The organism is Corynebacterium mendelii (assembly GCF_017307055.1).
Taxonomy (GTDB): Bacteria; Actinomycetota; Actinomycetes; order Mycobacteriales; family Mycobacteriaceae; genus Corynebacterium; species Corynebacterium mendelii.
Genome location: NZ_JAFLEQ010000017.1, coordinates 203,541 through 223,848, shown reverse-complemented (window position 1 = coordinate 223,848; position 20,308 = coordinate 203,541). Strand labels below are relative to the sequence as shown.

Here is a 20,308-nt window from a genome sequence, read left to right as displayed (position 1 = left end):
TGTGCACCACGTAATCTGGATGACCGTGGGTCGGATACGACCATCCGCTGGATTGGCGCCGGGGACAAAAAGCCCGTGCCTTTTTGGCGGCAACATCGATGAGCAAGAGGTAACAGACGGTGGGCAACAGCAACCATTGTGATGCGGACGCGAAACAACAACTCGCCCGGCTGGTCAGCGAACTGGCGGTGGTGCACGGCAAGGTGACTTTGTCGTCGGGCGCGCAGGCCGACTACTACGTTGATCTTCGCCGGGCCACCCTGCACCACCGGGCCTCCCGCCTGATCGGGCAGCTGATGCGGGAGCTGACCGCGGATCTGGACTACCAGGCCGTCGGCGGACTGACTCTGGGCGCGGATCCGGTGGCCACCGCCATCATGCATGCCCCGGGGCGGGACATCGACGCTTTCGTGGTGCGCAAAGAACAGAAAAAACACGGGATGCAGCGCCGTATCGAAGGTCCCGACATCAAGGGCAAAAAAGTCCTCGTCGTCGAAGACACCACCACCACCGGCACCAGCCCTTTGACCGCGGTGAAAGCCGTCCGGGAAGCAGGCGCGGAAGTGGTGGCCGTGGCCACCGTCTGCGACCGGGCCACCGGTGCCGACCACATTATCGGCGCCGAAGGGATCGACTACCGGTTCATCCTCTCCCTGGAGGATCTGGGTCTTGCCTGACACGCCACCGCCCGGGCCCGGGCCCACTGAATGGAACCCGCACAAAATCGGTGTCGGCCCCTGGGATGAACAGCACCCCGGTCGTGCCCGCCCGACAGGACCCGAGTGGGATCCCCAGCTGCTGGACGAAGGCGACCGCCGCAACGTGGTCGACGCCTACCGGTACATGACCCGGGAGGCGATCACCGCCGACATCGACACCCGGCGGCATCCGCTGCACATCGCGATCGAGAATTTCGACAACGACTCCAACATCGGCACCGTGGTGCGCACCGCCAACGCCTTCGCCGTCGATACCGTCCACATTGTGGGCCGGAAACGGTGGAACCGCCGCGGGGCGATGGTCACCGACCGCTACCAGCATCTGCTGCACCACGACTCGGTGGCGGCACTGGCCGGGTGGTGCGCCGGGCGGGATCTTCCGGTGGTGGCCATCGACAACACCCCCGGCTGTGTGCCGCTGGAAACCGTCGAGCTTCCCCGCCGCTGCCTGCTGCTGTTCGGCCAGGAAGGACCCGGTGTCACCGAACAGGGCCAGCAGGCCGCGGTGATGACCTGTTCGATCGCCCAGTTCGGATCCACCCGGTCCATCAACGCCGGGGTGGCCGCCGGGATCGCCATGCACACCTGGATCAGACAGCACGCTGATCTCAGCCGGGCCTGGTGACTTACCCCGCCTGGGCTGCGGGGCCGCTAGGATGGTCAGTCAGCGTCACCGCAAAAAGAATCCGGGTTTTGATCTACTGTGCATGAAAAATGGGCGCACCGCGCCGACCTCGCCGAAGCCGCCATCAATGAGCGGCACGCCACCAGGTTGTGGGGGCTGCCCGGAACCAACCTGGCGGTGGTCGCCTGGCCGCCCGGCATCCGGCAGAAAGTGTTCTACCGGTGGCACTACTGGTGGCAGGCCCACTACCTGGACTGTCTGATTGATGCGGCCAGCCGCCGGCCCACCCCGGCCCGGCTGGTCAGAATCAAACGCACCGCCCGGGCCATCCGCATCCGCAATATCCGCCGGCTGTGCACCAATGCCTACCACGACGACCGGGCGTGGCTGGCGCTGTCGCTGGGCAGAATCAACCAGCTGCCGAAAATATCGGCCCCGGGGGCGGTGCGCGCCCTGCGGGTGTCGGTGACAGACGGTATTGATCCGCTCCGCGGGGTGATCCCGTGGAAAAAGGACGGCCATTTTTTCAACGTTCCCACCAACGGCCCCGCGGCGATCATGTGCGCCCGCGGCGGCCAGCTGGCGACCGCCGCGACACTGGTGGACTGGGTCTTCGACCATCTCATCGACGACCGGGGCCTGGTGATGGACGGGATGCGCTGTGAGATGGCCGGCGAGGAAATCGTGGCCGATATCCACCCCTACTGCCAGGGAGTGATGATCGGCGCCTGCGTGGAACTGGTCAACGGTTTCCGGGCGCAGGCAGGCCTTGCCCCCGACGCCGGACTGGACACAATCGACGACAAAGACCTGGTCGACACGATCACGAAATACACCACCCTGTGCCACAACCTGGTGCATGCCGTGGCCCGCGACATGGCCACCCCGGCCGGGGTGATTGATGCGCCCACCAACGGCGGTGACGGCGGACTGTTCAAAGGCATCCTCATGCGGTATCTCGCCGAGGTGGCCGTGTCCCTTCCGCGGGATACCCGCAGGAACCGGGCGGCACGAAAGATCGCCGCCCGGCTGGTGGAAAAATCGGCCGAAAGCGTGTGGAACAACCGCCTGGAAATCGACGGCCTGCCGATTTTCGCCGCCGACTGGACCAGGGATGCCCGCCTGCCCCGCAACACCGGGGTGGTCGGCCATTCCGTCGGCGGGGCGGTATCCGGCTCGACGATCGCCGAAAGGGATCTGTCCGTGCAACTGTCGGGCTGGATGGCCATTGAAGCCGCCGCCGCAGTCGCAGCCGCCGGCATGAACAGCTGACACCCCTAAAGCCGGCACAGACCGGTTGCTGCCACCACCGGTGTGTTGTTGCCCTACCCGGCGGTCACCGCCTGCGGGGCGGGCCGCCGTTGTATCGGGGGTGGGGCCGCGGTGGACGGACAAGCAAGCGGGACGGGGCGCTGATAAAGCATTGGTGAGGCCGACTACCGGTTGCGGGTGTGGACCATCCGGCGGGCCAGCCGCAGCCGCAGCCGGTTGGTGTTGCTCACCGCCAGAGCCGTCACCGCCAACCCCGCGAGAACAATCACCACCGCCAGGGCGATTTTCAGCGGCAGTTTTTCGTCCGTCAATCCCTGGTCGCGCAGAATCGCCCACATCGGCCAGGCGGCAAGAATCCCCAGAACAAAACCGGTGACGGTGGCAACGGTGACCGAACCCATCACCGCCAACCAGGTCACCGAAAGCTGGTAGCGCGGCGGGGCGCCGAGTTTCATCAGGGCCACCGACTGGTCGGCCCGCTGGTAGCAATCATCCAGTTGCGTCAGATAGACGGTGACAGCCGCCAGAATGAAACTGAAGGCGATGGCGACAAGCGCACCCCGGGCGATGTCCTGCTGGGTCAGTTGCGAGAAGCTTTCGGTGTCTTCATCCATTGCCGACACCGTGATCGGCATGAGGGTCGTGTACCCGGCAATCAGCGACAAAAACAGCAGGCCCGAAGCATAACCCCAGGTCTGCCGGGGATCAGCCTGGATCCGTCGCCCCACCCACAGCGGCACCGGGCCTCCGACCCGGGCCAGTATCCGCCCGAAAAGCTGCATGAACCAGGGGCCGACCAGGGTGGCCGCAAAAATCACCAGAACAATCACCACCGCCGTACTGAGTGCCATCCGCCCGGTGAAACTGCCCGGGGCGGCATCCTTGCCGACGATCTGCTGAAAGCCGATGAAACCGGCGACACACAGCACAAACAGGATCGGCCGCCACCAGCGGACCGGTCCCGACAGCTGTTTTTTCGACACCGCCAAAGGCGTGATGATCAGCTGGGCCAGACCCAGCCACGTGGCGGCAAAAGCCACCAGACCGGTGATGGTCACCGTGGCCGCATACAGCCACACCGGCATGACGAGATCGCTCAGGCCGACCGGCTGCGCAAGAAAACTGAGCCTCATCCACAGCGGGATGCAGGCCGCGTACAGGACAGTTCCGGCCACTGTGGCCAGCACCACCTGGACGGCGGTGTCGACAAGTGACAGGGCCACGATCTGCCGGGAGGACAACCCCACCAGCCGCAGGACCGCCAGCCTGTTCTGGCGTGCGCGGGTTCCTGCCGTGGCGGCTGCGACAGCCAGCGATGTTATTGCCGGAACAAGCAGCGCACAGGCTATCCCGGCCATGGTCGCGTATCCCAGTCCCACCACCGAAAAAGTGGGATCCTTGGCCACGATCGCCCCGTAGAGGCCCCGCGGATTTTTCCACCGGTCGTAGAACATGTAGGTGCCCGCCGCCAGTGTCAGGGCGATGAAAGTGCACACAGCCAGCCCGCCGCAGGTCGCGGCATAGACGGTGCGTTCACCGGTCGACGATCGGGCCCGTGCTGTGGCGAACAGCCCCGATATTTCAACGAGATTGGTCATTTTTCTCCCATCCCTCCCGCGGCCGGATCCAGCGGTTTGTCCGAGTGCACCATGCCGTCACGGATTTCAACCAGACGGTTCAACCAGCCGGCCACCGTCGGATCATGGGTGACCACGATCAGTGTCGAGTTGTTCATCCGCGCCACGGAGGTCAACAGCTGCATGGTTTCCTGCCCGGTCGCCTGGTCCAGGGCGCCTGTCGGTTCATCGGCGAAAATGACCGCCGGTTGCGGGGCCAGGGCACGGGCGATGGCCACCCGCTGCATTTGTCCGCCGGACAGCTGGCCGGGGAACTTGTGCCCGTGGCCGGCCAGCCCCAGCTGCTGGAATACCGTGGCGGCCGAATCCATGGCCGGGCGTCTTTTCGTTCCCCTGAGCAGCAGCGGCAGGGCAGCGTTTTCCAGAGCCGTCAGCTCGGGGATGAGCTGGTTGTCCTGGAAGACGAAACCGCAGGTGGAAAGCCGCAGCGCAGAGCGGGTGGAATCGGAGGCGCCACTGATGGGGTGACCGGCCAGCTCCACCTGCCCGGCGGTGGGGGTGATGATGCCGCTCAAAATATTGAGCAGGGTCGATTTCCCGGAGCCGGACGGGCCCATCACAGCGACCAGTTCACCGGCGGAAAACGTCAGGTTGATGTTGGTGAGCACTTCCTTGCAGGAAGCGAAACTGTGGCACACCCCGCTCGCCCGGATCAACGGTTGGGGGCCGGTGGTTTGATAGTTGTCCATGACCTCCATCCAACAACGCAAACGGTGCGGCCACGACAGTGTCGGCAACCGACCTGTGGTAGTGCCAGCACCACCGTCAGTGGGCGACGCGGCACGCAGAGCACACAGGCCACACTGCTCACGCCCGGCGGGCAGGAGACGACGAAAGGTCACCGGTACCGCACAACCGTGAGACAACGACAGGAAGCCGGTGGGAGACTCCGTGGGGTGGAACACCCGGTGTGCGGTACCGGTGTCATCCATCAAACAGCGGATATACGGTGCACCACGACAGTGCCGGCAACCGATCTGTGGTAGTGCCAGCACCACCTTTTTTGAAGTCGTGTGCCACCTGCGCCCGCGCCGACGCATGATGGTGGTGCAACAACAACCGGCTGCGCAACACCGGTGTGGATGAGCCAAATCGACGAACAGGGGTGAAACAAGCGCCGATGGTGTGGTGGAAACGCGAGAACAACCGGCCCGCTCACCGGCAGCGCCAGCTGGCGGAGCTGGTCGAGTCCCGGCGGATTATTGTCCGGGCTTTCGAGATCGAACGCCGCCGCATCGAACGGGACCTGCACGACGGAACCCAACAGCATCTGGTGTGTGCGCTGATGAAGCTCGGCGAGGCGAAACTGCATCTTGCCGAAGGCGGCTGCGACAATTCTTTTCTCACTGACCTGCTTGACGGGGCCTACCGGGATTTGTCCGACGGCCTGGCGTGTCTGCGGGAAACCGTCCGGGGAATTCACCCGCACATTCTTACCGACCGGGGTTTGGTTCCCGCCCTGGAGGATATGGCTGAACGTTTCGGCGCCGAGTGCGTTGTCCGCTGCCCGCAGCCGCTGCCGGAGCTTGCCGAAGGAGTGCTGGCCGCAGGCTACTTCTTTACTGCCGAGGCAGTGGCCAATGCCGCGAAATATGCCCCGGGATCACCGGTGAGCATTGTGGTGACGGCGGGAAAGGATCTGCGCATATCGGTCAACGATCTCGGCCCGGGCGGTGTGGTTGTCACAGACGGCCATGGCCTGTGGGGCATGAAGGAACGGCTGGCCACGTTCGGCGGCAGTTTGGAGATCATTTCCCCGCCGGGTGGACCCACCCAGCTGACCGCCACCATCCCGCTGCTTCTGCGCCCCGGGGAAAGCGGATTGTGTTTCTCCCCGGCCCCGGGAAGCTGATCGGCCGGCACAGCAAAAATCTTCCCCCAATTCCCGAAAGAACCCATGAATACCACGCACCGACCCACCACACCGCGCATTGTCATTGCCGATGATTCGGCGTTGCTGCGTGAAGGCATGGCCGGCCTGTTGACCCGGCGGAACATGGAGGTCATCGCCACCGCCGCCAGTGCCACCGAACTGGAGCAGCTGGTGGAAAAGCTCCATGGCCAGAACAAAGCGCCCGATCTGGTGATTGCTGATGTGCGCATGCCCCCGACCATGACCGATGACGGATTGCGGGCCGCGGTGAAACTGCGCAGCACCATTGCGGGCATGGGGGTGCTGATCGTCAGCCAGTATGTTGCGCCCGCCTATGCGCGGACGCTGCTTGAATCGTCGGGTACCGGTGGACTGGGGTATCTGCTCAAAGACCGGGTGTCGGATGTGGTGGATTTCCTGCGCACCATTGACGTTGTGGTCTCCGGGGGTGTGGTTGTCGACACAGAGGTCACAGGTGCCCTGGTCCACGCCAAGCGGACCGGCTTGAGTGAGCTGACAGCCCGGGAACGCGAGGTTCTGGGGCTGATGGCACAGGGGATGGCCAACCAGGAGATTGCCGGGGAACTGGTGGTGTCAGCGGCGGCCGTGGCCAAACACGTGTCCAATATTTTCTCGAAGCTGCATCTTGAACCCGGTACCGACAACAGGAGGGTCCGGGCGATTTTGACCTATCTCACCGACGAAGGCCTTTCCGGGCGCTGACGACTTTCAGTCGCGGCATCGGCAGAGGGAGAACATGGTGAGCCGGTGCCGGAAAACGCGATTGCCACCGGCACGGGCGCCGGGCGCGGTAGCGTGCACCAGCCACGGCGGTGCCTGCAGCCTGCGGCAGGAAAGAAACCGGCCACCCGTTCATTCCCGGGGGCCGGCGGTGTTTTTTCTTGGAAAGCTCCGGCGGCAGTATCAGGCGGGTTTTGTGTTTTTCCCGCTGCGGGTTTTCTGGACCGCACCCCAGATACCCGGGGTGATCGACAGGAACACAATGAACAGGAAGATTGCCTCAATGTGGTCGCGGATGAAGGCGAACTGCCCCAACCAGGCGCCCAGCAGCACCAGGCCCGCACCCCACACAATCGCGCCGACAATGTTGAAGATGGTGAAGCGGGCGAGTTTCATGCCCGACATACCGGCCACAATCGAGGCGAAGGTCCGCACAATCGGCACGAAGCGGCAGATAATCACCGTGATGGGGCCGTGTTTGACGAAAAAAGCGTGGGACTGTTCCAGCCAGGCTTTTTTGAAGAACCGGGAATCCTCCCTGGCGGAGAGAACCTCCCCGAACTTGTGCCCGATGAAATAGCCGACCTGCCCGCCCAGGGTGCCGGCAACCGGTACCAGCAGGGCCAGCAGCCACAGCGGGGCGAAAGGATCCGGTTGGCTGGCCAGCATGCCGCCGGTAAACAGCAGCGAGTCGCCGGGCAGTACCGGAAACAGCACACCGGATTCGATGAAAACAATGAGCAGAATGCCGCCCAGAATGAAATCACCGAAGGGGCCGGAGCCGGACAGAAGGTACATCGGGTCCAGCCACTGTGGGCCGGCCACCACCATGCTCTGCCCGGATGCATGGGAGAAAATCTCTTGGATCACGCGCACAAGGGTATACGCCGCACAGGCACCGCACGGCCAGGGGTGGTCACCGCGCCGCCGCTGCGGGACGACATGCCGACGGGCCGGAACACGGGGCGGGTGGGGGCATGGACCGGAAAAACCGCAATCGTGAGTAATGTCACCTTCTGTTTGTGTGGTTTTTGTGTGACCAGCTCGGGGCAGGTATTGGGGCTTTTTCCGGGGGTTCGGGGATGAAATTCGGACAGAAAACAACATCATCAACGCATAAACGGACATTGCCCGGCGGGCAAGATGAATACACTGGAAGACATGCGCCCGCCCCCGCACGCGGAGTGGGCGGAAACACATTTTCCACATTCGCTTGATGCCGAACCCAAAAAGGAGAACGGTCACACAATGCCCATCGCAACCCCTGAGGTATACGCCGAGATGCTTGATCGCGCCAAGGAGAAGGGCTTCGCCTTCCCCGCGATCAACTGCACTTCCTCCGAGACGATCAACGCTGCCCTGAAGGGCTTTGCCGAAGCCGAGTCCGACGGCATCATCCAGTTCTCGACCGGTGGCGCCGAGTTCGGTTCCGGTCTGGCCGTGAAAAACATGGTCAAGGGTGCCTGCGCCCTGGCGGCTTTCGCCCACGAGGCAGCCAAGAACTACCCGATCAATGTGGCCCTGCACACCGACCACTGCCAGAAGGAAAAGCTGGACACCTACGTCCGCCCGCTGATCGCGATCTCCCAGGAGCGTGTCGACCGCGGCGAGATGCCGCTGTTCCAGTCCCACATGTGGGACGGCTCGGCCATCCCGATCGACGAGAACCTGGTGATCGCCCAGGAACTGCTGGAAAAGGCCCGCAAAGCCAACATCATTCTCGAGTTCGAGATCGGTGTTGTCGGTGGTGAGGAAGACGGTGTCAAGGCCAAGGCCGGCGCCCAGCTCTACACCTCCGTCGAAGACTTCGAAAAGACCATTGACGCTGTCGGATCGGGTGAAAACGGCCGCTACCTGCTGGCCGCCACCTTCGGCAACGTCCACGGCGTCTACAAGCCGGGCAACGTCAAGCTCCGCCCGGAGGTTCTGCTGGAAGGCCAGAAGGCCGCTGCCAAGAAGCTGGGCCTGGACGAGGGTGCACAGCCCTTCGACTTCGTCTTCCACGGCGGCTCCGGCTCCGAGAAGGAAAAGATCGAGGAAGCCCTGCGCTACGGTGTCATCAAGATGAACGTCGACACCGACACCCAGTACGCTTTCTCCCGCCCGGTTGTCGGCCACATGTTTGAAAACTACGACGGTGTGCTCAAGATCGACGGCGAAGTCGGCAACAAGAAGGTCTACGACCCGCGGTCCTACATGAAGAAGGCCGAGCAGGGCATGAGCGAACGCGTCATCGAAACCTGCACCGACCTGCACTCTGTCGGCACCACGCTGAACAAGTAAATCGTTGTTTTTCCGCCCGGGGTGCGTGAGCATCCGTCACGGGCAGATGGTCTTTTCCCGCTGAGTGTTGTGCGGCTTTTCACCGGGCCGGTCACGCCACCCGGGGGATGAGACCTCCCGCACCGCCGGTTCCGCCGAGCAGCCCCGATGAAGGTTGCCGGCGGGCCCCGGCGGTGTTTTTCTTCCCCCTTTTCACGTCCACCGGGACCGGGCAAGGCAAACACCCCGGTTTTTGCCGTTGCGTGGCGGGCAGTCGCCGACGGGGGTGGCTGATAACCCGGTGGGCGCATATGTGTGTGCGCCGCGACGATGGTGATGGTTTCCACGACAAAGAAAAGAGTCCGACGATGGCTGTGACTGCGACAACAACCCCCGGCGGTGCGGTGGTCAGGCGTATCCGCCGCTTCAACTCGGAGGGCCTGGCACGGGTGAAAAACTCCTGGGTGCCGATCCTGCAGGGATCCCTGGCCGCCGGGGTGTCGTGGTATGTGGCCATGCAGTGGTTCGGCCACCACAATGTGTTTTTCGCCCCCATGGCCGCGATCATCATCATCGGTTTGTCCGGCGGTGACCGGCTGCGGCGGGCCATTGATCTGAATGTGGGGGTCACCCTCGGCGTCGGACTGGGGGATCTGCTGGTCACCACCTTCGGCGGCGGGATCTGGCAGATGGGGGTGATTGTGGCCATTGCCATGGTCACCGCCATCTACTGCGATAAATCACAGCTGGTGTTCACCCAGGCCGGTATCGGTGTGGTGCTCATCGCCACGATTTTTCCGCCCGGTACCTCCGGCGGGGTGGACCGGATGCTGGATTCGTTTATCGGCGGGACCACAGCCATCGTCATTTTGGCCCTGGTGCCGGATTCACCGCTGAAAGGCGGCCGCAAAGAGATAGCCGCCATTTTGGGTATTGCCTCGAATGTCCTGGCGGAGGTCACCGTCGCCCTGGACAAAGGCGATGCCGCGCGTATCCGGGCCGCCCTTGCCACCGCCCGCGGCACCCAGGCCAACATCAACAATCTGATCGCGCACGCCAAAGCCGGCAGGGAAGCCGCGGCCATCTCCCCGCTGCACTGGAAAAACCGCCGCCGGGTGAAATCGTTGATGAGGATTTTGAACCCGGTGGACAACGCCATGCGCAATACCCGGGTGCTGGCGCGGCGCGCCCAGGTCATCGCCGAAGACCACGATGAGGTATCGGCCGAACAGATCGCCATCATGGGTGAGCTGGCCGAGGTGATGGCCCGGCTCAGCCAGCTCTACGGCACCAACGATTCGATCCAGGAATCCGATGAGATTCCCCGCCTGACCCGGAAACTGCGTCAGCTGGGCGCCCGGGCGGGCGGCGATGTGGCCGACGGCCGGGTGCTGTCGGCGGTGATGGTGCTCGGCCAGTCACGCTCCCTGATCGTTGATCTTCTGCAAATCTGCGGGTTGAGCCGCAACTCGTCGAAAGCGGTGCTGGCCCCGACATCCACCCACCCGGAACAACCCCCGGAGCTGCACTCCTGAAAGGTGCTCACAGGCTCGCCAGCACCATCGACGTCACGATCAGATTGTTGACGGCGTGCATGATGAAAGACGGCCAGATCGATCTGCCGGTTCTGGCCAGAACACCCAGCACCAGGCCGAGGAAAAACGCGAAAACGATCACCTGCGGCACCACGTGGACCAGGCCGAAGACCGCCGCCTGCAGCACGATGGCGATCACCGGCCCGGCCACCGGGCCGGTGACGGGAAATAGCGTCTGCTCGATTCTGGCCATCAGCAAACGGCGGAACAGTATTTCCTCCACCGCCGGTCCGGCGACAACCACGCTAAGGATCAGCGGGATGTACCAGACCGGTACCGTCCGGTGGAACAGTTCCGCCGAGGCTTCCTCCGCCGGCTCCAGGTGGAGCAGCAGGCCCGCCACAACTGCGGTGGCGGTGCTGGTGGTGATCAGGGCGGCGGGAACAATCCACAGCAGATGCCACCACGGCCAGGCCGGTTTCACCCACCCCAGATCAGCCGCCGACCATCTGCCGGGCAGCACGGTGGCTGACAGCCCAATGATGGTGGCCAGGACGAAGGGAACAAGGAAAAAGATTTCGGAGGCCGACGAATCGAAGACCACCCGGCCGATCACCAGGCCCGCCACCAGCATCACCAGTGGCAGCACCACCAGCATGGCAACCGCCAGCCCCATCCTCATCCAGCTGACAGGCCGGGAAAAAGTCGGTGTGGCATGGGCCGGGGCTGCCACCTGTTGCAGTGGCCGGGACGTACTGCCCCGGACAGTGTGTGCTGCCGCGGGGGCGGTGGGTCCGGGTGCAGGGGCGTCCATAAACGGTGCCGTCCACCCGCGTGCGCTGTCGGGTTTATCCGGTCGCCCGGTGGGTTCGTTCATATCTCCCAGGCTAGGTCAGGATTGCCCACGCACAAGCTGCAGATCACGCAGATGCCGGTAGAAAGTGGCGCGTTCGACCGGCCGGGGGCGGGTAACCCCATCGACGGTGACCGCCAGATTCAGCCCGCCGGCCTGCAGGGCGCGGCCGGTGGAAAGGGTATCCGGATCCACTGTCCCGGTGGGTGTGTTCCTGCCGCGGCCCAACAGCCCGGCAAGCTTTCCGGCCAGACCACCGGTGGGGGCCGGCGGCGTCAACGGGGTGTCCATGACAACAGCCGCCAGGCCGGGCTGGTCTTTCATGGGCACCAGTTTCGCCCCGTAGAATCCGCGGGCCGGTTTTTTCTTTCCCGCCCGGTGGTCAAGCAGCACATGGTCGTCGACAATGATCTCGCCGGTGACCTCCCCGCCGGAAAAGTCGGTGACGGTGGCATGCCCGAACACCATCTGTGCGCTGTCGTCGCGGATCAGCGGAACCGGGCTGACCGGGCCGGATATTGCCATCTCGACCGCCTGCTGCCGGTCGGTGGGGATGCCGTAGTTGGTGGCGGCCGGACTGTCCGCGGATGACGGCACATAGGCCAGGTCCACCCACAGGTTGTCGGTGCGCATCAGCTTTGTGGCCACCGCGGCAAAGCCGGCATCATCGCCGCTGATGACAACCCGCAGCCGGGGGCCGGAAAACTCCTGCGCCACCGGTTGCCCGGGCGGGGTGAGATCAGGCTGTTTCTGCAGCTGCTCGAGGCCCGGCCCCAGATCATCCGGGGTGTGGGCGGCAATGAAGTCCATCAGCGCTGCGAAATCCTTCCGGCCCGGACGGGCGGGGAGAACAATTGTTTCCCCTGCGCTGACGGCCGGCACAACCGTTTGCGGGCCCTCACCCAAACACACTGCAAGCATCACCATGGCAGACCAGTCTATAAGGCATGGCGGGCAGCCGGGCTGCCGGTTGACCGGGGTGGTTTTTCGGCGCTGCCGCTGAGGGCGTGACCGGAGCGGCCAGGCCAGGCGGTAGACTTGGAGGCCGTGTGACCGGGCTTGGACTCATCCGCGGGATGACGGCTAAGCCCGCGTGGGGCCTGGCGGCCCCATACGACAAGTATTTCTTCCTTTTTAAAAAACCAACCGTGAAAGTGACCGGTGGAAAACCATGGCGGTAATCGTCGTAGTCGGTGCCCAGTGGGGCGATGAAGGCAAAGGTAAAGCGACAGATATTCTCGGCGGGAAAGTCGATTACGTCGTCAAACCCAACGGCGGCAACAACGCCGGCCACACGGTGGTTGTCGGCGGTGAGAAATACGAACTGAAGCTTCTTCCCGCCGGTGTGCTCAGCGAAAACGCCACCCCGGTGCTGGGCAATGGTGTGGTGGTCAACCTGCAGGCCCTGTTCGAGGAAATCGACGGCCTGGAAGCCCGCGGCGCCAACGCCTCCCGGTTGAAGATTTCCGCCAACGCCCATGTGGTGGCCCCCTACCACCAGGTACTTGACCGGGTGCAGGAGCGTTTCCTCGGCAAACGCGCCATCGGCACCACCGGCCGCGGTATCGGCCCGACGTATGCGGACAAAGTCTCCCGCGTCGGCATCCGGATGCAGGATATTTTCGACGAGTCGATTCTGCGCCAGAAAGTCGAATCGGCCCTGGCGGTGAAAAACCAGATTCTGGTCAAAATGTACAACCGCAAAGCCATCGACCCGAACGAGATCGTCGACTACTTCCTGTCCTACGCCGACCGACTGGAACCGATGGTCATCGAAGCGGAACTGGAACTGAACAAAGCCCTGGCCGAGGGGAAATCGGTGCTCATGGAAGGCGGTCAGGCCACCATGCTCGACGTGGACCACGGCACCTACCCGTTTGTCACTTCCTCCAACCCGACCGCCGGCGGCGCCTGCGTGGGCTCCGGTATCGGCCCGACGAAGATCACCAGCTCCCTGGGCATCATCAAGGCCTACACCACCCGTGTCGGTGCCGGCCCCTTCCCGACCGAGCTGTTCGACAAGTGGGGTGAATTCCTGCAGACCACCGGCGGTGAGGTTGGGGTCAATACCGGGCGTAAACGCCGCTGCGGCTGGTACGACTCGGTTGTGGCCCGCTACGCCTCACGGGTCAACGGATTCACCGACCTGTTTGTCACCAAGCTGGATGTGCTCACCGGTATCGGTGAAATTCCGATCTGTGTCGCCTACGACGTCGACGGCAAACGCTTCGACGAGATGCCGGTCAACCAGTCGGACTTCCACCACGCAACACCGATCTACGAAACAATGCCCGCCTGGGACGAAGACATCACCGGCTGCACCAGCTTCGATGAACTGCCCGCAAAAGCCCGGGACTACATCCACCGCCTGGAAGAGCTGTCCGACTGCCGGGTCTCCTACATCGGTGTCGGCCCGAAGCGCACCCAGACCATCGAAATCCACGATGTGATGGCCAGCTAGGCGCAGCCGACAACGGCAGAACAAAAACTACACCCCCAAGTCATGACCTCCCCGGTGATAACGGCGAGGTCACGGGCAGGCCGCTAACCTGCGGCACAGCCATGATCAGCGGCACCACACCCAGTGGTGCCGCTGATCTGCTTCTGGCACTGGCATATCGCTTATGGCACAATGCCCGCGGGCCCGGTAGTAGTTGTTCTCGCCTGTTTTTTAAGGCGCTGCCGTCGGCTGGGATACCCGCCCGTCCGCGGTGGGTGCCGAAGCCGGTGGGTTGTGGCAAACAACAGGCACCGGAGCCGCTATTTTGATCCCCCAACAACCAACAGGAAAGATTTTTTCAATGCGTACCCTCAATGATCTCGGATTATTCATCCTCCGCCTGGGAATCGGCGTCATTATGATCGTCCACGGCTGGGACAAGCTGTTTGTCAAAGGCCCGACGGGTGTGGCCGGTTTCTTCGGCAGCCTGGATATGCCGCAGCCGGAGCTTTTCGCCTGGATCGCCACCCTGACTGAGCTGTTCGGCGGCCTGGCCCTGGTTATCGGCCTGCTGACCCGCCTGGCCTCGCTGGGTATCGGCCTGGTCATCGGCGGTGCCATCTACTACGTGCACGCGGCCAACGGTTTCTTCAACACCGACGGCGGCTACGAGTACCAGCTGCTGCTGTGCGCGGCCTCCGCCGCCCTGCTGTTCACCGGTGCCGGCCGCTGGTCCCTGGACCAGATGCTGTTCGGCCGCAACAAGAAGGACACCACGGTTGACTCCTCCTCCACCACGGTGACCTACTCCACGCAGCCGCAGGCGCAGACCACCGACATTCCCGCTACTCCGACCCAGTAGCAGCGCGGATACGGCTGCCGGAACAACCCTTGCGTGAAATCTTAAAGGGGCGACGACAGCTTTTCCGGCAATCAGCCGTGCCCGGCGGGACATCCCCGCCGGGCACGGCTTTTTCCTTGGGGGTACGGGGTGTTGCCGGGGGAGGGAAAGATTTTTTCCATAAAAAACAGCCGCACCCGGCGGATGCGGCTCCATCGGGTGCGGCCCGGAGTCCAAACAACCCGGTGAGGTGAAAAAAAGGGGAGGATCGCCCCCAGAAAAAAGGCGGCCCGCCGGAGCTTCTTCCATCGCGGAAGGGGCGATGGCCGGAAAAGACCCCGGCGGATCCGCAGCAGTCGTCCGTGACGACGCTGGGGCGCCGGAAGGAAAAGCGCCTCGCGTACGGACAACCGCAGTACATGACGATCCTCCCCGTGGTCCATAAAAGAGTGTTTGCCGGGCAGGCGCAAATCCTGCAACCTCAACAGGGGATTTAGTTTCACCCCCTAACCGTAAGCCGGTGCCGGATTATCCGGCACGATCCGCCCCGGGCAGCGCCTGGGTTTTTTGACGTGCGAATGTTTTCTACCTGCTGGGAGGCGTCTGGCGGGGTGTGTGCGCGGGATTGATGGGGCATGGATGCGGCTGGCTTTTTGCCCGTCCGGCCACCGGGGCCCCGGCCGGTGAAAAATAATACTTAAAAGTTGCTGTGTCTGTGGGGGGCGCCGAACCGTGTGCGCCGGTGGGGGTCCGGCAGGTGGGGCAGGGGCAGCTGTTGTGCGCTGCCCGGCCCGCAGGTGCCGGGGCTAGAATTTTTGTGGACAACCCCGGATGGGCAGCTGCTGTTGAACGGGCAGATGGCCCGGCCGGTGAAAAACAACGAGGAAGGATGACGTTATGCGACGACGTATGGTCGCGGCTGCCATTGCTGCCGGTGCCCTGTGTGCCGGAGCCGGCCAGGCAGCCGCCTACCCGATGCACTATGATCCGGCGGCTGACTACGCGCACATGAACTGTGTCCTGCTGGAGCGCGCCTACACCGAGGCACCGTATTTCCGGATGGACCGCCACGACGCCTATGCATGGATGCAGCAGACCCCCGGGTGGGAGATGCTGAAAGACAATGAGCGCGAGCAGTCGCTGCAGGGCCTGGGGGTGATGTACGACAACTACGAACGCTGCTGGATCGTGCAAAAATACCGGCCGCTGCCGCTGCGGCCGGTCAATCCTGTGCAGATGATTCTCACGGCCATGGGGTCATCGCACTGAGAGAGGGGGACAGCTGCCGGGTCACCCGGGCCGGACGGGGTGCTGCCCGGGGCGGGGACAGCCTGCACCGCTTTGAGCCGGATGCTGTAGTCCCGCGGGTGGCGCTGGTCTGCCGGTGACCGTGCCGGCATGCCGGGGGCGGTGTGCCGGTTACTGTCCCCGGGATATGCCGCAGCGGCCCGGTACCGTTGGTTTGACCTGTGGCTGCCGGGGCGAAGTCAGCTGCGTTCGACGGGTTTTTCCGCCGACCAGGGGAACACGATCCAGTCGTCGGTGCGGTTCCAGATGTAGTCCGGGTCAACCACCGACCGCGATTTCGCGTACAGCACGGCGCTGCGCACATCACCGGCACCGGCTTTTTTCAGAATCTCCAGCACCAGGGCGAGAGTGCGGCCCGAATCAGCCACATCGTCGACGACCAGCAGCTTTTTGTCGGAGATTTCCGACATGTCCAGCATGGGGGCCAGCAGCACCGGATCGGGCAGTGTTTCCTCGACATCGGTGTAGAACTCGACGTTCATGGTGTCGGCCAATTTCACCCCCATGGCGTAGCTCAACGCGCCGGCGGGAACCAGCCCGCCGCGGGCAACGGCGATGATGATTTCCGGCTCGAAATCGGAGTCGACAATCGTCTGCGCCAGCTCACGGGTCGCGGAACCGAACCTGTCCCAGGTGAGCACTTCTTTTTTCTCGAGATCGCTGGAGTCTGCATGGTAGGCCATGGATGCAAGTCTACTTGTCCGGCGGTTGTCCGGTGGGCGTCTGTGCCGGAAAAACAGTCGTGGTGGAAAGCCATCTGCTTTCCCCGATGCTGTATCCATCACAGCCTGCAGCGGCTACAGTGGTGGTTGATGCCGGTGAACCTGGTGACCCGGCCACAATTGTCCCGGAAGAAAATATCCGCCCGCGTCACCGGTGCCACTGTTTCCGGCGCGGGCGGCACATGCTTGTTTTGAAAGGTCGGCCTCACGCATGACCGCCACAGTGTTTCGTTCAGCCGCGTTTCGTTCAGCCGCCGCGGTATGTCTGGTAGCCGGTGTGATCTCGGCGTGCGCCACCGAAGAGCAGAAGCAGGCCACCGCCGCCGCCACTGAATTCGTGGCCGCCTACACCGGTGACTGGACGGTTCCCGGTTCCTGTTTCGGCACTGACGGGGATGTGACCATCCACCTGGGGCCAACCGACAACACTGACTTGTACGAGGCGTTGACGGACGCCTACGACAACCGGGTGCCGGACAAATCCTATCTGGAATGGGTCACCCCGATCGGGATCAGTGCCGACGGCCTCGACTTCCACACCACCGGAACGATTTTGAAAAGCGCCGGTGAGGTGTCGCCGGACAAGGAAGCCACCACCTATGACGGTGCCGCCGTGATGGGGGTCAAGCCCGCCGACCCCGGCGATCCGGACAACACCCAGGTGGTGCAGATTCCGTTCATCGCCACCAACCCGGCCACCGGGGAGAACGGTTTCGTCAACTTCATCGGCTTCAAATCACAGGGCAATCTGCTGGCCTCCTGCCAGATGCGGCCGCAGTGCGATGCGGAAGTCATGAGCCAGGTGTATGTGACCCTGATGGGGGCCAAGACCCGGGGTGATATTGAACGGCTCGCCGAATCCTCCGGTCATCTTCCCGATCTGATCCGCTGTGGCACCGAACAACCCACCGAACTGGTCCGCCAGAGCGGATAGACTGTGTTTCCGCGGTATCCCGCCACGCCGACGGGTACCACGGTGCGGGGAAACATCCCCCGCGTGAGCCGTCTTTTTCCACCCGATTTTCCCGACATTCCAGGAGTTGTTTTCCGCAGCCATGTTCACACCGACCGTCTATGCCAGCCCGGGCAGTGACAATGCCATCTCCGTGATGATTCTGGGTTCCGGGGAACTGGGCAAGGAACTGGCCATCGCCTTCCAGCGGCTCGGGGTGGAGGTGCATGCCGTCGACAGCTATCCCGGCGCCCCGGCCCTGCAGGTGGCTTTGACCGCCCATGTCATTGACATGACTGACCCGCAGCAGCTGCGGCTTCTGGTCGAAGATGTCCGGCCGACCTTCATTGTCCCCGAGATCGAGGCCCTGGCCACGGATGAGCTGGTGCGCATTGAACAGGACGGGCTGGCCACAGTGGTGCCCACCGCCCGGGCGACGAAACTGACCATGGACCGGGAGGGGATCCGCCGCCTGGCGGCCGAACAACTGGGTCTTCCCACCAGCCCCTACCGGTTTGCCGCCGACAAAGTGGCTTTCGACCGGGCTGTCGCCGAGATCGGTTTCCCCTGTGTGGTCAAGCCGGTGATGAGTTCATCGGGTAAAGGGCAGTCGGTGGTCCGGGATGCCGGGGATATCGACGGGGCCTGGAACTATGCGCAAAAAGGCGGCCGGGCCGGTGCCGGGGCGGTCATTGTCGAGGGGTTTGTCGACTTCGACTACGAGATCACCCTGTTGACGGTGCGTTCAATTGACCCGGCCACCGGCAAACCCGCCACCTGGTTTTGCGAACCGATCGGCCACCGGCAGGAGATGGGCGACTACGTCGAGTCCTGGCAGCCGATGGCCATGAGCGAGTCCGCCCTGGAATCAGCCCGCTCGATTGCCGCCCGGATTACCGGGGCGCTGGGTGGACGGGGCATCTTCGGGGTGGAGCTTTTCGTCAAAGGCGACGAGGTATTTTTCAGTGAGGTCTCCCCCCGGCCGCATGACACCGGCATGGTGACCATGGCCAGCCAGCGGCTTTCCGAATTCGATCTGCATGCCCGCGCCATTTTGGGTTTGCCGGTGGATGTGACCTTAATCAGTCCCGGGGCGTCGGCGGTCATCCATGCCGGGCAGGAAAACTATGATCCGCTGTTTACCGGCGTCGACAAGGCGATGGCGGTGCCGGAATCAACGCTCCGGCTGTTCGGGAAACCGGATTGCACCCCGCGGCGCCGGATGGGTGTTGCTTTGGCCACAGCCGAAACAACCGACCAGGCCCGCCAACGGGCGGTGCAGGCCGCCTCCTGCGTGGTGCCGGCGCAATAGCGCATCCGGGGCATACCCGGGGGAGAGGGGAAAACGCCGCCCCGCCCCGTGTGTTCCCTATTTCTGTGACCGGTGTTGTCTACTGTGACCTGCGGTGTTGTTTGGCTATCTTTCAAACCGGCGGTGGCGGGGGTATATTGCCTTCCACATCCACGGCACCTGCCCCGGGACACGACACGGATTGTTGGTCCCCGCACCGTGGATCCCCTCCCGGTTGAGCGGGTTCGGCGCCGGTGCCGCTGCCCTACACGTGTGATGCCGGGTTTTTTAAGTCGACCCCGTCCACCCGGAAAGGGCCGGACGAGAAAGGCGAAAGAACAATATGAATGCGAATCATTTACCGGACTACGGGCCGGAAGAACCAGCGGGTGATTTCTACCGCGGACCACAGCCCCCCGCATCGTCGCTGCCGCCCGGCGTGGTGCAGTCAGACGGCTCACTGAAGGTGTTCGCCACGATCGGCACGGGATTTTCACAGCTGTTCGCCCGCTTCCTGCCGTGGTTTTTGCTCGGCCTGCTCGGTTTCGCCGGGGTGATGGTCATCGGCGTGGGTGCGGCTGTGCTGATGTTCTTCACCGTTTTCGACACCATTGATCCGGCGACTTTGAGTCCGGATGCGGACGTGCAGATGCCGCTGGGGGTCATGGTCGCCATTGCGGTGCTCTCGGTTGTGTTTTCCGCCGTGTTGACCACCGCCGCCTACAACGGTGCCCTGCAGGTCGCGGAGAACCGCCGCATCAGCTTCGGTGATTTCTTCCGCTTCAAACACGGCTTCGGCATTCCGTTTCTGGTCACCGCCGTGGTGGCCCTGCCCTCGACGGTGTCGGTGGTCTTCCAGTCCACCGATCCCACCGGCAACGATGCTCTGCTGTTCGGTGGCCTGTACCTGCTGGTGATGCTGGTGCTTCTTGTCGCCTCCCCGCTCTACCAGCTGGCGCCCTTCTACGCTTTGGACCACGGCTGCGGGATCGGTGAATCCTTCGTCCGCTGCTTCGCGGACGGATCCCGCAACTACCTGCCGCTTCTGGGACTGTCAGTGCTGGTGGCGGTCATGGTCACAATCAGCGTGTTCACCATTGTCGGTGCCCTGATTCTGCTGCCGTTCAGCGGTATCGCCTACGCCCTGGCCTACCGGCAGATCAGCCACGGGGTTCACGTCACCCTGTAGCAAAAACAGCCCAGCGTGCACCAACACCCCTACGGCCGGCCCCTGTCA

The 20,308-nt window shown here is 63.5% G+C and carries 19 protein-coding genes; 13 read left to right on the top strand and 6 right to left on the bottom strand.

Going from position 1 to position 20,308, the window contains the following annotated elements; translation table 11 throughout:
- Positions 1 to 119 precede the first annotated feature (119 nt).
- The 3 genes from pyrE (at position 120) to JZY06_RS11265 (ending at position 2,616) form a co-directional block, all read left to right on the top strand.
- Positions 120 to 677, top strand: coding sequence for an orotate phosphoribosyltransferase (gene pyrE / locus JZY06_RS11275; RefSeq protein ID WP_207279655.1), 558 nt, complete (start codon positions 120 to 122; stop codon positions 675 to 677).
- Positions 670 to 1,344 (top strand): TrmH family RNA methyltransferase, encoded by a 675-nt coding sequence (locus tag JZY06_RS11270; protein WP_207279654.1) that lies wholly within the window; start codon positions 670 to 672, stop codon positions 1,342 to 1,344. Before pyrE ends, JZY06_RS11270 begins: the two co-directional genes overlap by 8 nt.
- A gap of 78 nt (positions 1,345 to 1,422) precedes the next feature.
- Positions 1,423 to 2,616: a glycoside hydrolase family 76 protein gene (locus JZY06_RS11265; RefSeq protein WP_207279653.1), complete on the top strand. Its 1,194-nt coding sequence runs from the start codon at positions 1,423 to 1,425 to the stop codon at positions 2,614 to 2,616.
- A gap of 164 nt (positions 2,617 to 2,780) precedes the next feature.
- Here the strand turns inward: JZY06_RS11265 and JZY06_RS11260 are convergent, their stop codons facing one another.
- Complete coding sequence (locus JZY06_RS11260; protein WP_207279652.1) at positions 2,781 to 4,214, bottom strand: ABC transporter permease family protein; 1,434 nt, start codon at positions 4,212 to 4,214, stop codon at positions 2,781 to 2,783.
- Positions 4,211 to 4,942: an ABC transporter ATP-binding protein gene (locus JZY06_RS11255; protein ID WP_207279651.1), complete on the bottom strand. Its 732-nt coding sequence runs from the start codon at positions 4,940 to 4,942 to the stop codon at positions 4,211 to 4,213. The genes JZY06_RS11260 and JZY06_RS11255 overlap by 4 nt, the downstream gene beginning before the upstream one ends.
- Before the next feature lie 416 nt (positions 4,943 to 5,358).
- On the opposite strand from JZY06_RS11255, the gene JZY06_RS11250 reads away from it, so the two are divergent.
- Positions 5,359 to 6,105 carry a sensor histidine kinase gene (locus JZY06_RS11250; protein WP_330617275.1) on the top strand — a complete coding sequence of 249 codons (747 nt, stop codon included), beginning with the start codon at positions 5,359 to 5,361 and terminating at the stop codon, positions 6,103 to 6,105.
- 45 nt (positions 6,106 to 6,150) lie between these two features.
- Positions 6,151 to 6,849, top strand: coding sequence for a response regulator transcription factor (locus tag JZY06_RS11245; RefSeq protein WP_207279650.1), 699 nt, complete (start codon positions 6,151 to 6,153; stop codon positions 6,847 to 6,849).
- Between the two features lie 201 nt (positions 6,850 to 7,050).
- On the opposite strand, the gene JZY06_RS11240 is transcribed toward JZY06_RS11245, so the two are convergent.
- Positions 7,051 to 7,698, bottom strand: coding sequence for a DedA family protein (locus JZY06_RS11240; protein ID WP_207279768.1), 648 nt, complete (start codon positions 7,696 to 7,698; stop codon positions 7,051 to 7,053).
- 417 nt (positions 7,699 to 8,115) lie between these two features.
- Here JZY06_RS11240 and fbaA point away from each other — a divergent pair, with 417 nt between their 5' ends.
- Complete coding sequence (gene fbaA / locus JZY06_RS11235; RefSeq protein WP_207279649.1) at positions 8,116 to 9,150, top strand: class II fructose-bisphosphate aldolase; 1,035 nt, start codon at positions 8,116 to 8,118, stop codon at positions 9,148 to 9,150.
- 347 nt (positions 9,151 to 9,497) lie between these two features.
- Complete coding sequence (locus JZY06_RS11230; RefSeq protein ID WP_207279648.1) at positions 9,498 to 10,664, top strand: FUSC family protein; 1,167 nt, start codon at positions 9,498 to 9,500, stop codon at positions 10,662 to 10,664.
- A gap of 7 nt (positions 10,665 to 10,671) precedes the next feature.
- Here the strand turns inward: JZY06_RS11230 and JZY06_RS11225 are convergent, their stop codons facing one another.
- A complete protein-coding gene (locus JZY06_RS11225) occupies positions 10,672 to 11,541 on the bottom strand; it encodes a CPBP family intramembrane glutamic endopeptidase (protein ID WP_207279647.1) in 870 nt (289 codons plus the stop codon).
- Between the two features lie 15 nt (positions 11,542 to 11,556).
- The gene (locus JZY06_RS11220) at positions 11,557 to 12,444 is read right to left on the bottom strand and encodes a hypothetical protein (protein ID WP_207279646.1); all 888 of its coding nucleotides are present in this window, start codon (positions 12,442 to 12,444) and stop codon (positions 11,557 to 11,559) included.
- A 244-nt stretch (positions 12,445 to 12,688) separates the two neighbouring features.
- Here JZY06_RS11220 and JZY06_RS11215 point away from each other — a divergent pair, with 244 nt between their 5' ends.
- The 3 genes from JZY06_RS11215 (at position 12,689) to JZY06_RS11205 (ending at position 16,067) form a co-directional block, all read left to right on the top strand.
- Positions 12,689 to 13,978: an adenylosuccinate synthase gene (locus JZY06_RS11215; RefSeq protein ID WP_207279645.1), complete on the top strand. Its 1,290-nt coding sequence runs from the start codon at positions 12,689 to 12,691 to the stop codon at positions 13,976 to 13,978.
- 340 nt (positions 13,979 to 14,318) lie between these two features.
- Complete coding sequence (locus JZY06_RS11210) at positions 14,319 to 14,819, top strand: DoxX family protein (protein ID WP_207279644.1); 501 nt, start codon at positions 14,319 to 14,321, stop codon at positions 14,817 to 14,819.
- 876 nt (positions 14,820 to 15,695) lie between these two features.
- A complete protein-coding gene (locus tag JZY06_RS11205) occupies positions 15,696 to 16,067 on the top strand; it encodes a hypothetical protein (protein ID WP_207279643.1) in 372 nt (123 codons plus the stop codon).
- Between the two features lie 218 nt (positions 16,068 to 16,285).
- On the opposite strand, the gene JZY06_RS11200 is transcribed toward JZY06_RS11205, so the two are convergent.
- On the bottom strand, positions 16,286 to 16,789 hold the full coding sequence (locus JZY06_RS11200) for a phosphoribosyltransferase (protein ID WP_207279642.1): 504 nt from the start codon (positions 16,787 to 16,789) through the stop codon (positions 16,286 to 16,288).
- A gap of 250 nt (positions 16,790 to 17,039) precedes the next feature.
- Between JZY06_RS11200 and JZY06_RS11195 the strand changes: the two genes are divergently transcribed.
- From JZY06_RS11195 to JZY06_RS11185, 3 genes are all read left to right on the top strand, one after another.
- Positions 17,040 to 17,762, top strand: a complete 723-nt coding sequence (locus JZY06_RS11195) for a hypothetical protein (RefSeq protein ID WP_207279641.1) — start codon at positions 17,040 to 17,042, stop codon at positions 17,760 to 17,762.
- Between the two features lie 121 nt (positions 17,763 to 17,883).
- The gene (gene purT / locus JZY06_RS11190) at positions 17,884 to 19,092 is read left to right on the top strand and encodes a formate-dependent phosphoribosylglycinamide formyltransferase (RefSeq protein WP_207279640.1); all 1,209 of its coding nucleotides are present in this window, start codon (positions 17,884 to 17,886) and stop codon (positions 19,090 to 19,092) included.
- A gap of 322 nt (positions 19,093 to 19,414) precedes the next feature.
- Positions 19,415 to 20,260, top strand: a complete 846-nt coding sequence (locus JZY06_RS11185) for a hypothetical protein (RefSeq protein WP_207279639.1) — start codon at positions 19,415 to 19,417, stop codon at positions 20,258 to 20,260.
- Positions 20,261 to 20,308: the final 48 nt, after the last annotated feature.